Origin of the sequence: Comamonas sp. (assembly GCF_036643215.1) — a bacterium.
In the GTDB taxonomy this organism is placed as follows: domain Bacteria; phylum Pseudomonadota; class Gammaproteobacteria; order Burkholderiales; family Burkholderiaceae_C; genus Comamonas.
This window is the reverse complement of record NZ_JAVXSJ010000026.1, coordinates 38,645-55,987: the sequence shown is the minus strand read 5'-3', so window position 1 is coordinate 55,987 and position 17,343 is coordinate 38,645. Positions and strand designations below refer to the sequence as shown.

General features: G+C 59.9%; 14 protein-coding genes. 9 read left to right on the top strand and 5 right to left on the bottom strand.

Features of this window, described 5'->3' with window-relative positions; genetic code table 11:
* The 4 genes from RSF91_RS16000 to RSF91_RS15985 form a co-directional block, all read left to right on the top strand.
* Positions 1 to 1,391, top strand: a 1,391-nt coding sequence (locus RSF91_RS16000) for an FAD-binding protein (protein WP_332569350.1), incomplete at its 5' end; no start/stop codon positions are given.
* A 27-nt stretch (positions 1,392 to 1,418) separates the two neighbouring features.
* Positions 1,419 to 2,123: a succinate dehydrogenase iron-sulfur subunit gene (locus RSF91_RS15995; RefSeq protein WP_099736234.1), complete on the top strand. Its 705-nt coding sequence runs from the start codon at positions 1,419 to 1,421 to the stop codon at positions 2,121 to 2,123.
* Positions 2,123 to 2,416 (top strand): FAD assembly factor SdhE, encoded by a 294-nt coding sequence (locus tag RSF91_RS15990; RefSeq protein ID WP_332569349.1) that lies wholly within the window; start codon positions 2,123 to 2,125, stop codon positions 2,414 to 2,416. Before RSF91_RS15995 ends, RSF91_RS15990 begins: the two co-directional genes overlap by 1 nt.
* A gap of 29 nt (positions 2,417 to 2,445) precedes the next feature.
* Positions 2,446 to 3,756 carry a citrate synthase gene (locus RSF91_RS15985; protein WP_332569348.1) on the top strand — a complete coding sequence of 437 codons (1,311 nt, stop codon included), beginning with the start codon at positions 2,446 to 2,448 and terminating at the stop codon, positions 3,754 to 3,756.
* Here the strand turns inward: RSF91_RS15985 and RSF91_RS15980 are convergent.
* On the bottom strand, positions 3,743 to 3,901 hold the full coding sequence (locus tag RSF91_RS15980) for a hypothetical protein (RefSeq protein ID WP_332569347.1): 159 nt from the start codon (positions 3,899 to 3,901) through the stop codon (positions 3,743 to 3,745). The two genes, RSF91_RS15985 and RSF91_RS15980, sit on opposite strands and share 14 nt — an antisense overlap.
* 80 nt (positions 3,902 to 3,981) lie before the next feature.
* On the opposite strand from RSF91_RS15980, the gene RSF91_RS15975 reads away from it, so the two are divergent.
* Positions 3,982 to 4,470, top strand: coding sequence for a hypothetical protein (locus RSF91_RS15975; protein ID WP_332569346.1), 489 nt, complete (start codon positions 3,982 to 3,984; stop codon positions 4,468 to 4,470).
* 18 nt (positions 4,471 to 4,488) lie between these two features.
* Here RSF91_RS15975 and RSF91_RS15970 read toward each other — a convergent pair whose 3' ends face one another.
* Positions 4,489 to 5,484, bottom strand: coding sequence for a quinone oxidoreductase family protein (locus RSF91_RS15970; protein ID WP_332569345.1), 996 nt, complete (start codon positions 5,482 to 5,484; stop codon positions 4,489 to 4,491).
* A 123-nt stretch (positions 5,485 to 5,607) separates the two neighbouring features.
* Between RSF91_RS15970 and RSF91_RS15965 the strand changes: the two genes are divergently transcribed.
* From RSF91_RS15965 to RSF91_RS15950, 4 genes are all read left to right on the top strand, one after another.
* Entirely contained in the window at positions 5,608 to 6,906 is a 1,299-nt protein-coding gene (locus RSF91_RS15965; RefSeq protein ID WP_332569344.1) for a DEAD/DEAH box helicase, read from the top strand.
* A gap of 214 nt (positions 6,907 to 7,120) precedes the next feature.
* Positions 7,121 to 7,573 (top strand): hypothetical protein, encoded by a 453-nt coding sequence (locus RSF91_RS15960; protein WP_332569343.1) that lies wholly within the window; start codon positions 7,121 to 7,123, stop codon positions 7,571 to 7,573.
* A 155-nt stretch (positions 7,574 to 7,728) separates the two neighbouring features.
* Complete coding sequence (locus RSF91_RS15955; protein WP_332569342.1) at positions 7,729 to 12,576, top strand: DUF3320 domain-containing protein; 4,848 nt, start codon at positions 7,729 to 7,731, stop codon at positions 12,574 to 12,576.
* 254 nt (positions 12,577 to 12,830) lie between these two features.
* Entirely contained in the window at positions 12,831 to 13,289 is a 459-nt protein-coding gene (locus RSF91_RS15950; protein WP_332569341.1) for a helix-turn-helix domain-containing protein, read from the top strand.
* A 94-nt stretch (positions 13,290 to 13,383) separates the two neighbouring features.
* Here RSF91_RS15950 and RSF91_RS15945 read toward each other — a convergent pair whose 3' ends face one another.
* From RSF91_RS15945 to RSF91_RS15935, 3 genes are all read right to left on the bottom strand, one after another.
* The gene (locus RSF91_RS15945) at positions 13,384 to 14,526 is read right to left on the bottom strand and encodes a glycerate kinase (RefSeq protein ID WP_332569340.1); all 1,143 of its coding nucleotides are present in this window, start codon (positions 14,524 to 14,526) and stop codon (positions 13,384 to 13,386) included.
* Positions 14,527 to 14,543: 17 nt separating this feature from the next.
* Positions 14,544 to 15,881, bottom strand: a complete 1,338-nt coding sequence (locus tag RSF91_RS15940) for a GntP family permease (RefSeq protein WP_332569339.1) — start codon at positions 15,879 to 15,881, stop codon at positions 14,544 to 14,546.
* 248 nt (positions 15,882 to 16,129) lie between these two features.
* A complete protein-coding gene (locus RSF91_RS15935) occupies positions 16,130 to 17,164 on the bottom strand; it encodes a GlxA family transcriptional regulator (RefSeq protein ID WP_332569338.1) in 1,035 nt (344 codons plus the stop codon).
* Positions 17,165 to 17,343: the final 179 nt, after the last annotated feature.

Sequence of the window (17,343 nt, the reverse complement as noted above, 5' to 3'; positions counted from 1 at the left end):
CCTGCGCTGCCGCTGACCGTACCGGTCACGCCATGCTGCACACGCTGTACCAGCAGAACGTCAAGTCCAAGACCAACTTCTTCGTGGAGTGGATGGCTCTGGACCTGATCCGCAACTCCGAAGGCGATGTGGTCGGCGTGACCGCTCTCGAGCTGGAAACTGGCGATCTGTACGAACTGCACGCCAAGGCAGTGCTGATGGCGACTGGCGGTGCCGGCCGTATCTTCCAGGCATCGACCAACGCCTTCATCAACACCGGTGACGGCCTGGGCATGGCAGCACGCGCTGGCATTCCTTTGCAAGACATGGAGTTCTGGCAGTTCCACCCCACCGGCGTGGCTGGTGCTGGCGTGCTGCTGACCGAAGGCTGCCGCGGCGAAGGCGCGATTTTGCTGAACAGCGAAGGCGAGCGCTTCATGGAGCGTTACGCTCCAACCCTGAAGGACTTGGCCCCACGTGACTTCGTGTCGCGTTCGATGGACCAGGAAATCAAGGAAGGTCGTGGCTGCGGTCCTAACAAGGACTACATCCTGATGAAGCTGGACCACCTGGGTGCAGACACCATCCGCAAGCGCCTGCCTTCCGTGGAAGAAATTGGCCACAACTTCGCCAACGTGGACATCACCAAGGAACCCATCCCCGTGGTTCCTACCATCCACTACCAGATGGGTGGCATCCCCACCAACATCAACGGCCAGGTTGTGACCTACGACGGCACACAGAACCGCGTTGTGAACGGCCTGTACGCAGTGGGCGAATGCTCTTGCGTGTCGGTGCACGGCGCCAACCGCCTGGGCACCAACTCGCTGCTGGACCTGCTGGTCTTCGGCAAGGCTGCCGGCAAGCACATTGTGGAATTCGTCAACGGCTTTGGCTCGCACCGCGAAGTGCCCGCCGACGGCGCTGACCGTACCCTGGCTCGTCTGAACCAGCTGCAAGACTCCAAGGAAGGCACTTACGCCCAGGATCTGGCAGGCGAAATCCGCACTTCCATGCAGACACATGCTGGCGTGTTCCGCACCCAGAAGAGCATGGACGAAGGCGTGACCAAGATCAATGCCCTGCGCGAACGCGTGGGCTCCGTGACGCTGAAGGACAAGTCCATGGTGTGGAATACCGCCCGCATGGAAGCTCTGGAAGTGGACAACCTGATCGAAGTGGCACAAGCCACCATGACATCGGCCGCAGCCCGCAAGGAATGCCGTGGTGCACACACCGTGTACGACTACGAGCACCCTGCCGACCACGCCGAATTCCCGCTGGGCCGCAACGACAAGGAATGGCTCAAGCACACACTGTGGGATAGCGCCACGAACGGCCTGTCTTACAAGCCTGTGAACCTCAAGCCCCTGACCGTTGCAAGCGTACCTCCCAAGGTTCGTACGTTCTAATCCAGTAGCCCACGAGAGAAGATCAAAATGAAGCGCACATTCAAAATCTACCGCTACGATCCTGATCGGGACGCCAAGCCCTACATGCAAACCGTGCAAGTCGAGCTCGACGGTCACGAACGCATGCTGCTGGACGCCCTGGTCAAGCTCAAGGAAATGGATCCATCGATCTCGTTCCGTCGCTCCTGCCGTGAAGGCGTGTGCGGCTCGGACGCCATGAACATCAACGGCAAAAACGGTCTGGCCTGCTTGACCAACATGAACACCCTGAAGGGTGACATCGTGTTGAAGCCCCTGCCCGGCCTGCCCGTGGTTCGCGATCTGATTGTGGACATGACTCAGTTCTTCAAGCAGTACCACTCGATCAAGCCTTACCTGCAAAGCGATGTGTACGCAACGCCAAGCAAGGAACGCCTGCAGTCCCCCGAAGAGCGCGAAGAGCTCAACGGCCTGTACGAGTGCATTCTGTGCGCAAGCTGCTCCACCAGCTGCCCTTCGTTCTGGTGGAACCCCGACAAGTTCGTGGGCCCAGCCGGTCTGCTGCAGGCTTACCGCTTCATCGCGGACAGCCGCGACACAGCCACGGGCGAGCGCCTTGATAACCTGGAAGATCCTTACCGACTCTTCCGCTGCCACACCATCATGAACTGCGTGGACGTGTGCCCCAAGCACCTGAACCCCACCGCAGCGATTGGCAAAATCAAGGAGCTGATGGTTCGTCGAACCGTCTGATGCTGATGACGAATACTCTGCTCGATGAACGTGAGCGCGACCTGCTTAAGTGGCGCAGCCGCCGTGGTCTGGTTGAGAACGATCTCTTCATTGAGCAGTTCTTCGCCACCTACGGAAGCCAGCTCACGCAACAAAACGCGGCTGGCATGTCTGCCTTGATGGATCTGGCAGACAACGACCTGATGGATCTTTTCTTGCGTCGCAAGGAACCCGAAGGTCAACTCGACACCCAAGAAGTAAGGGAAGTCCTGGAGATGCTGCGCAAGCGCGTCCCCGGCGGCTCACCCCAGTAGGCTAGGCAATTTAGAGAAGGAAGTTTGAAATGAAACTCGCTGACAACAAAGCAACGCTGTCTTTTAGCAATGGCGCCCCTAGCGTCGAATTGCCGGTCTATCAGGGCAGCATCGGCCCTGACGTGATCGACATCCGTAAGCTGTACGGTCAATCCGGCAGTTTCACTTATGACCCGGGCTTCCTCTCTACCGCTGCCTGCCAGTCCGCCATCACCTACATTGATGGCGACAAGGGCGAGCTGCTGTACCGCGGCTACCCTATCGAGCAACTGGCCAAGAACTGCAACTTCCTCGAAACCTGTTACCTGCTGCTGTACGGAGAGCTGCCAAACGAAGCCCAGAAGGCCGAGTTTGAAAACACCGTGACCCAGCACACCATGGTCAACGAGCAGATGCAGTTCTTCCTGCGTGGCTTCCGCCGTGATGCACACCCCATGGCTGTGCTGACCGGTCTGGTGGGCGGCATGTCGGCTTTCTATCACGACAGCACCGACATCACGAACCCTGAGCACCGCAACATTGCCGCCATCCGTCTGATTGCCAAGATGCCTACTCTGGTGTCCATGGCATACAAGTACGGCGTGGGCCAGCCCTACATGTACCCGAAGAATGACCTGTCCTATGCAGGCAACTTCATGCGCATGATGTTCGGCAACCCTTGCGAAGAGTACAAGGTCAATCCCGTGATTGAACGTGCTCTGGACCGCATCTTCATCCTGCACGCAGACCACGAGCAAAACGCGTCGACATCGACCGTGCGCCTGTGCGGCTCGTCCGGCACCAACCCCTTCGCAGCGATCTCCGCTGGCGTTGCTTGCCTGTGGGGTCCTGCCCACGGCGGCGCCAACGAAGCCGCACTGAACATGCTGGAACAAATCCAGGCCAGCGGCGGTATCGCCAAGGTCGGCGAGTTCATGGAACAAGCCAAGGACAAGACCAGCGGCGTGAAGCTGATGGGCTTTGGCCACCGCGTGTACAAGAACTACGACCCCCGCGCCAAGCTGATGCAGGAAACCTGCAACGAAATCTTGCAAGAACTGGGCCTGGAAAAGGATCCTCTGTTCGCCTTGGCCAAGCAAGTCGAGAAGATTGCTCTGGAAGACGACTACTTCGTCTCGCGCAAGCTGTACCCCAACGTCGACTTCTACTCCGGCATCGTTCAGCGCGCTATCGGCATTCCAGTGAACCTGTTCACCGGCATCTTCGCTCTGGCCCGTACCGTGGGCTGGATCGCTCAGCTCAACGAACAAATGGCTGACCCCGAGTACAAGATTGGCCGTCCTCGCCAGCTGTACACCGGCGCCGCACACCGCGACGTTCAGCCTATCAGCAAGCGTTAATCGCTTTCAGGCCCGGTTTACCGGGCCTGCCGCATGCAAAAAAGCCCGCAGCTTGCAAAAGCTGGCGGGCTTTTTCTTTGGAAATTTTGACCGGACAGGCCCAAGATATCGCTATAAAAACAAAAGCTGTCAGCGCATTATTCATATAGGCTCAGGTGGTATTTCACTCAGAATTCACCTGTTCTTACCCTGACCTAGAGCCCTGCGCACTTCAAGCGCTCATCCATGCCTATCACTCCATTTCACTTTGGCCCCGGCGCATTGCTTCAATCAGCGGCACCTGGCCATGTCAGCTTTATCGCGTTCTGCACTGCCAATGTGCTGATTGATTGCGAGTCGCTGTACAACCTGCAGCAGGGTAACGACCAGGTCCATGCGTTCTTCCATACCTATATAGGTGCCACGCTGGTGATTGCCGCAACCTGGCTGCTGTACAAGGCCCTTTATGGACTGGCGCAGCGGATCAGGCTACCCGACCTCTTTGGCTGGCGAAGCCTTCAGAGCCGCCAGGTACTGACAGGTGCAGCGCTGGGTGCATACAGCCATATCGTGCTCGACAGCATCATGCACAGCGACATTCGCCCCTGGCAGCCGTTCTCTGACGCCAATGGATTGCTGCACGCCATTCCTCTGGACTGGCTGCATCTGGCCTGCCTTGTAGCAGGCGTGCTCGGCCTGATGATTTCAATGACACGCTGGTTTTTCAGGGGCTAAGCTCGCCAGCCAAACTCATCAGGGCACCAGCAAGATAGGCTGAACCGCGCCATGCGCCTCCAGTGCGCGGTGGGCTGCTGCGGCATCTGCCAGCGCAAATTCCTGCGGTACGCCCATGCGGAAATGCTTTTTACGCAGCGCCTCAAACACACGCGCTGCCATGGCTTCGCGCTCGGCAGGCTTTTTCACAAAGTGGAACACCATGGGCCGGCTCACGCTATTTGACTTAGCCGCAAGTCGCGCAATCTCCAGCGCAGGCACCGGGCCGGACGACTGCCCATACATCACCAGCTGGCCGCCAATGTTCAAACTGGCCAGCGATCCATCAAAGCTGACCTTGCCCACGGCATCATAAGCCACATCCACGCCTTCGCCATGTGTCAGCACCAACACGCGCTCTGCCACATCCTGAGCACCCTCACCCCGGTAGCGAATCACCTCGACACAACCGGCCTGATCGGCCTTTTTCGCCGTGGCATCGCTGCCCGCAGTACCAATCACCATCGCACCCTGGCGCGTGGCCCATTGGCTCAAAATCTGCCCCATGCCGCCGCCCGCAGCCTGCACCAGAATGCGCGTACCCTGCCCCACATGGGCTACGCGGTGCAGCAGCACATCAGCCGTTAGCCCGCGCAGCAAGCTGGATGCCACCAGTGCATCGCTCAAATCATCGGGTACGACAATCAGCTCATCGGCCGCAATCACGCGCTCTGCCGCGTAAATGGCATAGGCCGCAGAGATATAACACACCCGCTCGCCCACTTTGAAGCGGCTCACGCCCTCACCGACTTCAGCGACCACGCCTACCGCCTCGATACCGGGCGTGCCCGGCAGCGCCAGCGTCTTGTACAGGCCTGAGCGCACATAGACATCGTGAAAATTCACGCCAATGCGTGTGTGCTGCACCCGGACCTGACCAGCCGCCAGAGCCTGCGAGGCCACAGTGGCAATCTTCAGCACCTCGGGGCCACCGTACTCGGTAATCACAATGGCTTGATGCATGGCCTGACTCATGTTTTTGCTCCTTGTTTCTTGAATGGAATGACTGTAGCTTGTCCCTGCGCCCTGCTGCGACGCGGTAATTCCCGCACAATGCGCCTCCTGCACACCGCTATTGATTCTTTTCATCCTGCCTCTATGTCTTTTGCCCCTCTAGGCCTGCGCGCCGAGCTTTTGAATGCTGCCCAGGACCTGGGCCTGCACAACGCAACGCCGATCCAGACCCAGGCCATCCCCGCCGTACTGGCCGGGCGTGACCTCTGGGCCTGTGCGCCCACGGGCTCGGGCAAGACGATGGCTTACCTGATGCCGCTGCTGCAAGGCTGGATGGCGCAAAAGCGCAGCCACACCGGCTTTGTGCGCCCACTGGCTACGCTCATCCTTGTGCCCACGCGTGAGCTGGCTCAGCAGGTGCATGAAAGCCTGAGCGACCTGACGCGCAAGCTGCATGATCAGCCCCGCAGCCGTGTGGTTTACGGTGGCGTCTCCATCAACCCCCAAATGATGCAGATGCGCGGCAGCGCCGATTTTCTGGTCGCCACACCCGGCCGTCTACTCGATCTGGTCAGCAGCAACGCCGTGCGCCTGAATGCCGTGCAGCACCTGGTGCTGGACGAGGCCGACCGCCTGCTGGACCAAGGCTTTGCCGAAGAACTCAACCGCGTGCTGGCCCTGCTGCCCGCCAAGCGCCAGACCCTGTTGTTCTCTGCCACGTTCCCACAGAACGTAGAAGCTCTGGCGACCCAGCTGCTGCACGACCCCGTGCGCGTGCAGGTCGATGCCGACAGCACTACCGAACACTCGGCCAGCCCCGAAAACATCACCCAGCGCGCCATTGCCGTGGACAGCCCTAGCCGCACCCAGCTGCTGCGCAAGCTGGTCAAAGATGGCGAAGGCCAACCCGAATGGGAACGCGCGCTGGTTTTTGTCGCCAAGCGCCACACCGCAGAAATGCTGGCAGACAAGCTCTACAAGGCCGGCATCTTCGCCACCACCTTCCACGGCGACATGAGCCAAGGTGCCCGCAAAGATGTGCTCGAGCAGTTCAAGTCCAAGCGCTGGCAGCTGCTGATCACCACTGATCTGGCCTCGCGCGGCATTGATATTGCGCAGCTGCCTACGGTCATCAACTACGACCTGCCACGCTCGCCCGCCGACTATATTCACCGCATTGGCCGCACAGGCCGCGCCGGACATGCGGGAGCCGCTATCACTTTTGTTCCCCCCGCAGAAACTGCGCACTGGAGCCTGATCTGCAAACGCAACCAGCTGGACATTCCACTGGAACAGATTGAAGGTTTCGAGCCCACCGAAGAAGTGCCGCCACCGCCCGTCGCACAAGAGGGCAACGGCGGCATCAAGGGCCGCAGACCCAGCAAGAAAGACAAGCTGCGCGCTGCAGGACTTTTACCCACCAACGGCACCGGCAAGATCTAAATCTTGCCTCGCACTCAAACCACAAGCCGCAGCAATGCGGCTTTTTTGTTGCCGTCCCTAGCGCACACACACTCTTGGGCATCAAACCATATAGAGACATTTGATTACATCTTCGCGGGATTAACTTGTAACTTTACAAAATCGTTCATCGATAAGCTGCATTTAGACGAACCAAGCTGATTTCTCAACAAGGCAGCCTAAGCGCTGAAAATCAATGAAATGCCCTAAAGTATTTGTGGTGTCATCTCTTTTGGTCTTCTGCTCAGCGCTTCACGCTGAGGAGACTTGGTCTCTCAATCTGCATACGTTCAGCCATCACTTCTCAGAAAGAGCGCATGGCAAAAAATGGAATGAAACCAACCCAGGTCTTGGCCTTCGAAGAGACTTTGGCAATGACTTCTCCATTCAGGCAGGCTTCTACAAAAACAGTCTCAGCAAGTGGAGCACCTATGCCATTGCAGAGTATTCGCCCCTTTCCGTCGGCAGCCTCGATGCAGGCTTGTTTGCAGGCATTCGAACCAACTACAAAAACCCCATCGCATTCGCAGGTGGTGCGCTCATTCGGTGGCGTGTCACAGAGCACATCGAAATTACCGGCCGCCTAAGCCCAAAAACCTGCAGCTCCTGCTCTGGGTTTGTCAGCGCTGAATTGGGCTGGAAGTTCTGATTGGAAGGTCATTGGGTCTCGCATGCAAACCACTTTGGGATGCTCGTCCTGGCAACCCAAAAGATGCTTTGTACTGACGACCCCAAGCTGTACAGCACTGGAGCCATCCACTTTTCCCAGTACAGTCAGTGCCAACTGATTGATCTGGGAAACCCATGTCCGCCAACGAGAATTCAAGCGCAGCCTCTGACTTGGTAGGCGGCGCTTCTGGCGATGTCATCGCCGCTGTGCCAGCTGCAGTCGCCTTGCCCTCCTCGCCCATCGCCCGACAGCTAGAAAAAAGCCGCCAGTCACTGCTGGACCTGTCCACACGCAACCGGCTGCTGAGCCTGCCGCAGGCCGCCACGGCCAGGCTGCTGCACTTTGCCGACGAGCTGACGCCCGAGGTTTACCGCCTGCTGGTGACGGATGGCAAGGCGATGAGCTTTGTGCCGAGCAAGACCGATGAGACTGCGCAGGAATCCGCCGAAGCACAGACCCTCGCCCTGCCCCAGCCCGAAGACGATGCCAGCGCAGAGCGCGGCGTGGCGCAGCGCCACCGCGACCTGAAGCTACAGACGCGCCTGACCAGCGAAAAATTGCAGCGCCGCCTGCTGGACATGCATTCCGACGCCCGCACCTTTGTGGAAGAGCAAGGCGTCAACATCCTGTTTCTGGCCCTTGGCCACCTGCAATGGTTTGACCGCAATGCGCCCGACAAGCCGCGCTTTGCGCCGCTAATTTTGTTGCCCGTGGCACTGGAGCGCAAAAGCGCCGCCGAGCGCTTTACCTTGAGCTGGCTGCAGGAAGATGCGGCTGAAAATCTCTCGCTGGCTGCCAAGCTCAAGGCCGACTTTGGTCTGGAGTTGCCTGAATTCAAAGCCGGCGATGACTTTGACCCCGCAGCCTATCTGGCAGCCGTCACCACCATGGCGGCTGCCCAGCCGGGCTGGCAGGTCTTGCCCGATGCGATGACGCTGGGCTTTTTCAGCTTTGCCAAGTTCCTCATGTACCGCGACCTGGACGCAAGCACCTGGCCGCAAGATAAGCGGCTGGATCAGCAGGCGCTGATTGCCTCTGCACTGCAGGATGGTTTTGAGGCCCGCGAGCAGATCTTTCCCGAAGATGCCGATGTGGACGAATTGATTCCCGTCGTCAGCCAGCGCCATGTGGTGGATGCGGACAGCTCGCAATCACTCGCGATTGAGGCCGTGCGCCGTGGCGAGAATCTGGTCATTCAAGGCCCGCCCGGCACTGGTAAGTCCCAGACCATCACCAATGTGATTGCCGCCGCGATTGCCGATGGCAAGAAGGTGCTGTTCATCTCCGAAAAAATGGCGGCGCTGGAGGTGGTGAATCGCCGTCTCAAGGCCGTTGGCCTTGGCCCCGCCTGCTTGGAGCTTCACAGCCACCACACCAACAAACGCAAGGTGCTGGAAGAACTCAAGGCCACACGTGACCTGGGCCGCCCGCGCGTGGAGCACCGCGACCAGATCATCAACGAGCTGACCAACGTTCAGCAGCAGCTCAATGCGCACAGCGAGGTCATGCATCAGGCGCTGGCGCCCTGCGCGCTGACGCCTTATCAAATTCTGGGCCAGCTGGCCAAGCTCGATGCGGTGCAAATCGCTCACCTGCCCGACTTGCTGCAAGACGCGCAGGACTGGGCACCTACGGACTTTTCTGCACGCCAGCAAACCGTGCAGGCGCTGAGCCAGGCTGCCAGCACGGTCATGCCCATTCAGCAGCATCCATGGCGCGGCGTCTGCCACCCTGCCCTGCTAAAAATGGATGCCGAGCGCTTTGCTCTGCAACTACCTGCTGTGCAGAATTTGCTGCAGCAAACGCTACAAGATAGTGAGCAGCTAGCGCAATCACTGCATAGGCCTGCACCTCAAAACATTCAGGGTATTGAAGAACAGATTGCACTGGCGCAACAACTGGCTTCAGCGCCCACGGTAGACAGGCAGTCTGTCGCCAGCTCCATCTGGAGCCATGGCCTGGGCCAGTTGCAAAAGCTGCTGGAAACGGGTCTGCAATTCAGCCAGCAAACACAAGGCCTGCGCAGCCGCTTTGCAGAGTCAGCCTGGAGCCATGACTGGAACAGCGCCCGCCAGAGCATTGCCGCCCATGGCGATTCCCTGTTTCGCATCTTCAACGGCGGCTACCGCCAGGCGATTGCCAGCGTCAAGGCACATCTCAAAGAGCCGCTCCCCAAAACCAAGGCCGAACGTATTCAATGGCTGGATGCGCTGATGCAGGCACAAAGCCTGCGCCAGACGCTGGCCCAGCAAAGTACTGATGGAATTGCCGCCTTCGGCCAGCTCTGGCTGGGCGAGCAAAGCGACTGGAGCCAGCTGCAAGCCGTGCTGCGCTGGATGAGCGGCCCGGACGGCCAAGGCCGTAGCGAGTCTTTTCGCCAGCTTTACGCCCAGCTGCCATCGCCTGCGCACTGTGCGGAGCTGGCCGCAACAGCGACAGCATCGCTACAAAAATTTGAGCAGGTAGCGCAAGCTGTACTTGCCAATTACCAGCTCAACATCAATGAAGCCTTTGGGGTATCAGCGTTATCTGCTATTCCTTTTACAGCATTGAATGAGCGACTGACGCAGTGGATAGCCCAGCCCGCCGCCCTGCTGGACTGGACGCAGTACCACGCCACGCGCGAGCAGGCCCGCGCCTCGGGGCTGAGTCCGATGGTGGAGCAGTTGGAGCTGGACGCGATTGCGCTGAACGATCTGCCTCCCAGCTTTGAGCGCGCCTATTACGAAGCGCTGCTGCGCCAGGCTACGCAGACACATCCTGCACTGGTGGCCTTTAACGGCGACCAGCACAGCCAGAAGGTACGCCAGTTCCGTGCACTGGATATCGAACGCATTGAGCTGGCGCGCGCTCAGTCCGCGCTATCGCATTACGAGCAGGTGCCGCGCACGGCCTCTGGCATAGGGCCACTTGGCGTCATCAACGGCGAGATTGCCCGCAAGCGCGGACATATGCCGCTGCGCAAGCTCTTCAAGCTGGCGGGCGAGGCGGTGCAGGCCATCAAGCCCGTGTTCATGATGAGCCCGCTGTCCGTGGCCCAGTTTCTGGAGCCCGGCGCGGTCGAGTTTGACCTGCTGGTCATTGACGAGGCCAGCCAGATCGAGCCTGTGGATGCACTGGGCGCCATTGCCCGCTGCAAGCAGCTGGTGGTGGTGGGTGATGACCGCCAGTTGCCGCCCACGCGCTTCTTCTCGCGCATGACCAGCGAGCAGGACGAGTTCGACGACGAGGACGAAGAACAGCTCATCGCCGGTGCCGCCGACGTGGAAAGCATTCTGAGCCTGTGCCTTGCCAAGGGCATGCCCCAGCTCATGCTGCGCTGGCATTACCGCAGCCGCCACCAGTCGCTGATTGCGGTGTCCAACCAGCAGTTCTACAACAGTGGCCTGTTCATCGTACCCAGCCCTTACACAGCCCGTGCAGGTATGGGTCTGCGTTTTCACCACCTGCCAGAAGGCCGCTTTGACAGCGGTGCCACACGCGTCAACCGCGTTGAGGCGCAGACCATTGCCCGCGCAATCATGGCGCACGCACTGCAAACACCTCAGCTCAGTCTGGGCGTGGCCGCGTTCTCGCTGCAGCAAAAAGTCGCCATTCAGGATGAGCTGGAGCTGTTGCGCCGCCAGCAGCCCGAGGCCGAGTCCTTCTTCGTCGCCCACCCTAACGAGCCCTTCTTCATCAAGAACCTGGAAAACGTGCAGGGCGACGAGCGCGATGTGATCTTTATCTCGGTGGCCTATGCGCGCAATGCCCAAGGCTATCTGCCCATGCGCTTTGGCCCCGTCAGCGCCGATGGCGGTGAGCGCCGCTTGAACGTGCTGATCTCGCGTGCCAAGCAGCGCTGTGAGGTGTTCTCCTCCATCACCGCTGACGATATCGACTTGGAGCGTGGCAAGGGTAAGGGCGTGGCCGCCCTCAAGGTCTTCCTCAACTACGCGGCGACCGGCAATCTGACTGTGGCGAGCATCAGCGGGCGCGATCTGGAATCGCCACTGGAAGAGGATGTTTACGATGCGCTGACCGAGAAACTCACGCCCCTAGGCCTGCAGATCGAAACGCAGATTGGGATTGCAGGCTTCTTCATCGACCTTGCCGTGGTGGACCCCGAGCAACCGGGCCGCTATCTGCTGGGTATTGAGTGCGATGGCATGAGCTACCACCACAGCCGCTCCGCCCGCGACCGTGACCGTCTGCGCCAGTCGGTGCTGGAGAGTCAGGGCTGGACACTGCTGCGCATCTGGGGCTGCGACTGGTTCCGCCAGCCACGAGCGCAGACCGAGAGAGTTATGGCCGCACTGGAAGCCGCCAAGCAGCGCAAAGAATCTGAGCAAAACCTGCCTGCAGCACCCATCTATCAAGCGCAGGCAGCTACAGAAATCATAGAGCGCGCGCCGCTCAGTGATGCGGACAGCTCAGGCTCTGAATCCTCCGCCGTGGCCGACTGCAGCCTTTATCAGGAAGCCCGCTTTGCCGTACCCACGGGCGAATTGCACAGCCTGCCCAGCAGACAGCTGGCCCTGCTGATGCACAAGGTGATTGAGCAAGAAGGCCCCATTCATTGGGATGAACTGGTCACCCGCATGCGAACACTGTGGGGTCTGCAGCGCGCAGGCAGCCGCGTGCGTGAAGCGCTGGAGCAAGCGCGGCAATTGCTGCTGAACGATCAATCCATCGTGGCAGACGGTGATTTTGTCGATCTACCGGACCGCGCCATGCGTGTACGCAACCGTGCCGGTGTGCAGTCCAGCAATCTGCGCCGTATCGACTGCCTGCCACCCGCAGAAATTCGCGAAGCGATTGTCCAGACGCTCAAAACCAGCCTGGGCGGCCAACGCGATGAACTGCCCGGCGCCGTGGCCCGCCTGCTGGGCCTGTCTGCCGTCACCACGCCCGTGCGCGAGCTGGTGATGACGCAGCTTGATGCCTTGCATGACAGTGGGGTGCTGGAGTTCAATGGCACGCTCTACCGCATGCCGGCATAAGCAAAGCCACCCCATCCAGCGCCCCGACTTACTCGGGGCGTGTTCATTGAGCACCGCCCTTCAAGATTTTTACGCTGTTGCTGCAAGACACTCGCGCCCGCAAATGGACCGCCTCGCTGATGAGCGCAGAAGCCGCGTGATCTCCGGCCACACCGGCTTGTGTCACAGCGCCTAAGCCGGTGCATGCACAGCGGTGTCTTGTGAAGAGCGCCATTTTTGCCTTTGGCGCCCCAAAACGCACCTACCATTGCGCCATGCCTCGCCAGAACACCAGTCCCTCAGACTTTCCGCCAGCCATCCTTGCGCAGATCGAACAGCTTGCTCAAAGCATCGTGGCCCAGCGTAAAAGCCGAGGCGAGACGCAGGCGCAGTGGGCTAGCAAACTCGGCATCTCTCAGCCAACCATGGCGCGTATTGAGCGCGGGGACCCGGCAGTGGCGATGGCGACTTATGTCTCCTGCCTGTGGCAGCTCAACCCTGCGCTGGATCTGGGACAGTTACTCCCTGCCCAAGTAAGCCAGGCCTCAGCCCCAAACACTTCAATTTCGATAGCTGCTAGCGCAATCAATACCAAGGCTAGAGGTCAAAAAGACTCCAAACTGCAGAAAGAAGTCTCCAGCAAAGCAGCCGCCATAGAACAGCAAGCGCAGATTGAACGCAACTTTGCTGCGGCCAAGGCGGCGCTGGATTTCTTCAAAAGTCCTCCATTTTGAAGTTCTGAAGTTCTGAAAACAAAAAACCCCGGCCTGCACCAGCGACCGGGGTTTTGCTTTGAATAATGCCCAATAAGGCGCCTAGTAGAGCGCTTCAGCCCAGGCGCTGCCCCATGGCCAGCACGGCGGCAATATTGCGCGCAGATGAGCGCACGTTGTGTTCGGCCTCGGCCAGCGCGTCTTGCAGGGTGCAGATACGGCTGAGCACGCTGAAGATGGCGTCAATGCCATGCTCATGCACAACTTGCGCATTGGTACCTAGACCACCGGCAATGCCAATGACAGGTTTGCCAAACTGCTTGGCTACGGTGGCCACGCCAAAGGGCGTTTTACCGAAGATGGTCTGCTGGTCAATGCGGCCTTCACCGGTGATGACCAGGTCGGCATCACGCACAGCAGCTTCCAGACCCACGGCACGCGCAATGATTTCGCAGCCGGGGCGCAGTTGCCCTTTGAGGAAGGCCATCATGGCCGCGCCCATGCCGCCTGCGGCACCAGCGCCCGCCACGGCATCCACGGCCACACCCAGGTCGCGCTGGATGATGGCGGCAAAGTGCTTGAGGCCAGCATCCAGCGACTGCACCATTTCAGGCGTTGCACCTTTTTGCGGGCCAAAGATGGCCGATGCACCGCGCTCGCCAGTCAGCGGGTTGTCCACGTCGCAGGCCACTTCAATCTGGCATTCGGCAAGGCGCATGTCCAAGCCGCTCATGTCGATGCGTGCCAGCTGGGCCAGCGGCGCACCGCCGCGTGCCAGCTCAACGCCATGCGCATCCAGCAGTTGCACGCCCAGCGCCTGCAACATGCCAGCGCCGCCATCATTGGTGGCGCTGCCGCCAATGCCCAGAATCAGGTGGCGGGCACCGGCATCCAGCGCAGCAATGATCAACTCACCCGTGCCGTAGCTGGTGGTGACGTTGGGATTGCGCTGTGCAGGCGGCACCAGCGCCAGACCGCTGGCCGCAGCCATTTCGATCATGGCGGTGCGGCCGTCGCCCGTCAGGCCGTAGAAGCCGGTGATGCGCTGGCCCAGCGGGTCAATCACTTCGACTTCAACATGGCGGCCCTGCGTGGCTTCGACCATGGCCTGCACCGTGCCTTCGCCGCCATCGGCCATGGGCACTTTGACGTACTCGGCGTCCGGGAAAATTTCCTTGAACCCCAGCTCGATCTGCGTGGCCACTTCCAGCGCGGACAGGCTTTCCTTGTAGGAATCGGGGGCGATCACAATTTTCATGATGCAGTGCTACCGGTTCAGAGCATGAAGGCGCTGGCCACCCAGATGCAGGCGAAACTGACCACGCCCATGACGATGGTGGAGGTGGTGAACACGCGCAGCGAGTCTTCCATTTCGATCTGGGAGAACTTGGTCACCACCCAGAAGTAGGAGTCGTTGGCATGCGATGCCACGATGGAGCCAGCACCAATGGCCAGCACCGCGAAGATGCGGCCCGTTTCCGAATCCAGACCAAAGGTCGCAAGACTTGGCGCAATGATGGCAGCCGATGTCAGCGCAGCCACGGTGGACGAGCCCTGTGCCGTCTTGAGCAGCGCAGCAATGATGAACGGCACCAGCAGACCGATAGAGGCATTGCCCAGAGCCTGACCCAGCGCGCCGCCCACGCCGGTTTCTTTGATGATGGCGCCGAACATGCCGCCTGCTGCTGTAATGATCAGCGTGGGGCCGGACTTGATGATGGCCTCTTCCAGCACAGCGCTGAAGTCACCCTTTTTGCCGCCGTTGCAGGCCAGCAGCCACATGCCGCACAGCATGCCCACCAGCAAGGCAACAGGGGGGTTGCCCATGAAGTGGAAAATGGTGGCAAAGCCATCTTTGTAGCCCAGTGTGGTGAGCAGTGTAGAGATAGAGATCAGCACCAGTGGCAGCACCACGGGCAGCAGGGAGAAACCGAACGATGGCAGGTTGGCGGTCGATTGCTGCTCGCTCTCTTCGGCCACGGCAGGTGCGTAGTCCTTACCCTTGCACATCCAGTTGGCCCAGTAGTAAGCCGCCAGCAGACCGGGAATGGCAAACAGCACGCCAGCCAGCACCAGCAGACCCAGATTGGCATTCAGCGTGGTGGCTGCGGCCAGTGCGCCGGGGTGCGTGGGCACCAGGCAGTGCACGGCATACAGCGATGTACCGAGGATGGAGGCAATCAGCGGCATGGGCACCTTGGTGCTGGCGCTGATGCTGCGGGCGATGCCGCTCAGAATGATGTACCCCGTGTCGCAGAAGATGGTCAGGCCGGGGATGAAACCCGTCCAGGCCATGGCAGGCCTGGCGTTTTGCTTGCCTGCCAGGTTCAGGATGTGGGTGGCAATGCTCAGGGCGCCGCCACTCTTTTGCATGCAAACGGCAATCGCAGCACCAAAGATGATGATGAAGGAGATACCGCCCAGCGTGTTGCCAAAGCCGGTCTTGAGCGCATCCATCACCTTGGGCAGGGGCAGGCTGGTGCCGAACACCGCCAGCAGCAGCGAGACAGCAAACAGCGCGCCAAAGACGTTCGCTTTGAGTTTGGCCGTGAGAAAAATGATGGCCAGAATACTCAGGACCACCAGAATGGAAGAGATAGCAATACTGCTCATGATGATTTTAGATAGCTGAAATTCGGGTCACACGCCCATGCATTATTCGCAATGGGAACGGATACCGGCACTACTTCTGAGCCCCTGGCATCTCCGTGTGAATCGCGGCGAGGAGCTAAAAGCACCTGCAGCAATGGCGGCGCGATTATAAAAGTTACAGGCGGCAATGAAGGCTCATGCTCACTTACCCATGAATCTGCGTCACATATAGAAGAGAACCCCACCAGCCACTGACGTTTTATGGTCAGTCAATCCCCGAAGCGCTCCCGGTAGGCCACAGGCGTAATGCCCAGCTTCTTCACAAACAGGTGGCGCAGCGCCTGCTCCGAGCCCAGGCCCACATGGGCGGCCACGGTCTTCAGCGGCCACTGGCTTTGTGCCTCCAGCAACTGCTTCGCAGCTTCAAGCCTTGCGTTTTCTACAAAGGCCGATGGACTTTGCCCTGTTTCTTGCTGAAAGACACGGCGAAAGTGCCGCTCGCTCATCGCTGCCTGCTCGGCCATCTGCGCCAGTGTCACAGGCTTCTCAAGGTGCGCAAGCACCCATTGCTGCACCGCCTGCACACCCCGGTGCTGGGTAGATTGCGCCGCCAGCGGCACGCTGAACTGGGACTGACCACCGGGGCGCTTGAGATACATCACCAGATCCCGCGCCACCTCCAGCGCCAGCGCATGGCCAAAGTCCTGCTCCACTACGGCCAGCGCCAGATCAATGCCTGCGGTCACCCCGGCCGATGTCCAGATCTGGCGCTCGCCATCGCTGTCTTTCACATCGTCACGGACATAAATGGCATCGGCATCGACCTGCACACGCGGGTAGCGCTGGGCCAGCGCCTTAGCCACGCTCCAGTGCGTGGCGGCGCGGCGCTCATCCAGCAAACCGGCCTCGGCCAGAAAAAAGCTGCCCGAGCACAGTGCAATCAAGCGCGGCACGCGGACAGCCATGACTTGCAACCACTGCACCAGCTCGCCCGATGTGCCCAGCACCGTCTCGATATGGCGCGAGCCGACGACGATCACTGTGCAGCCCGTGCCGCGTTCAGCCAGCTCGCCCAGCGACTGCGTGGCCTGCAGCGCCATCAAGGTATCGGACTGCACAACGCCCTGCGCTGCCGACGTAATGCGCACCTCATACCCATCACGCTGGCCGCGTGCGCGCAGGTGGATGTTGGCGTAGTCGAAGACAGACATGGGGCCAATCGCCTCCAGTGACTTGAAGCCGGGGTAGACGATCAGGTCAATGCGGTGAGGAAGTGTGTGCGGGTGGGTGTGACGATGTTCCATCAGGCATGGACGAAGGTAAAAACAGGGCTGCATTTTAAAATGCCAGCCACAAAAATGGCCGCAAACCCAACAAACCACCATATTCGGCCAAAGCCATTGAAACAGCGGCCATGGTCAGCCGTTTCTCAGCAGCCATGCCCTACAGTCTGGGCTTCGCAGAGCGAGTGCCGCAGCGCTTC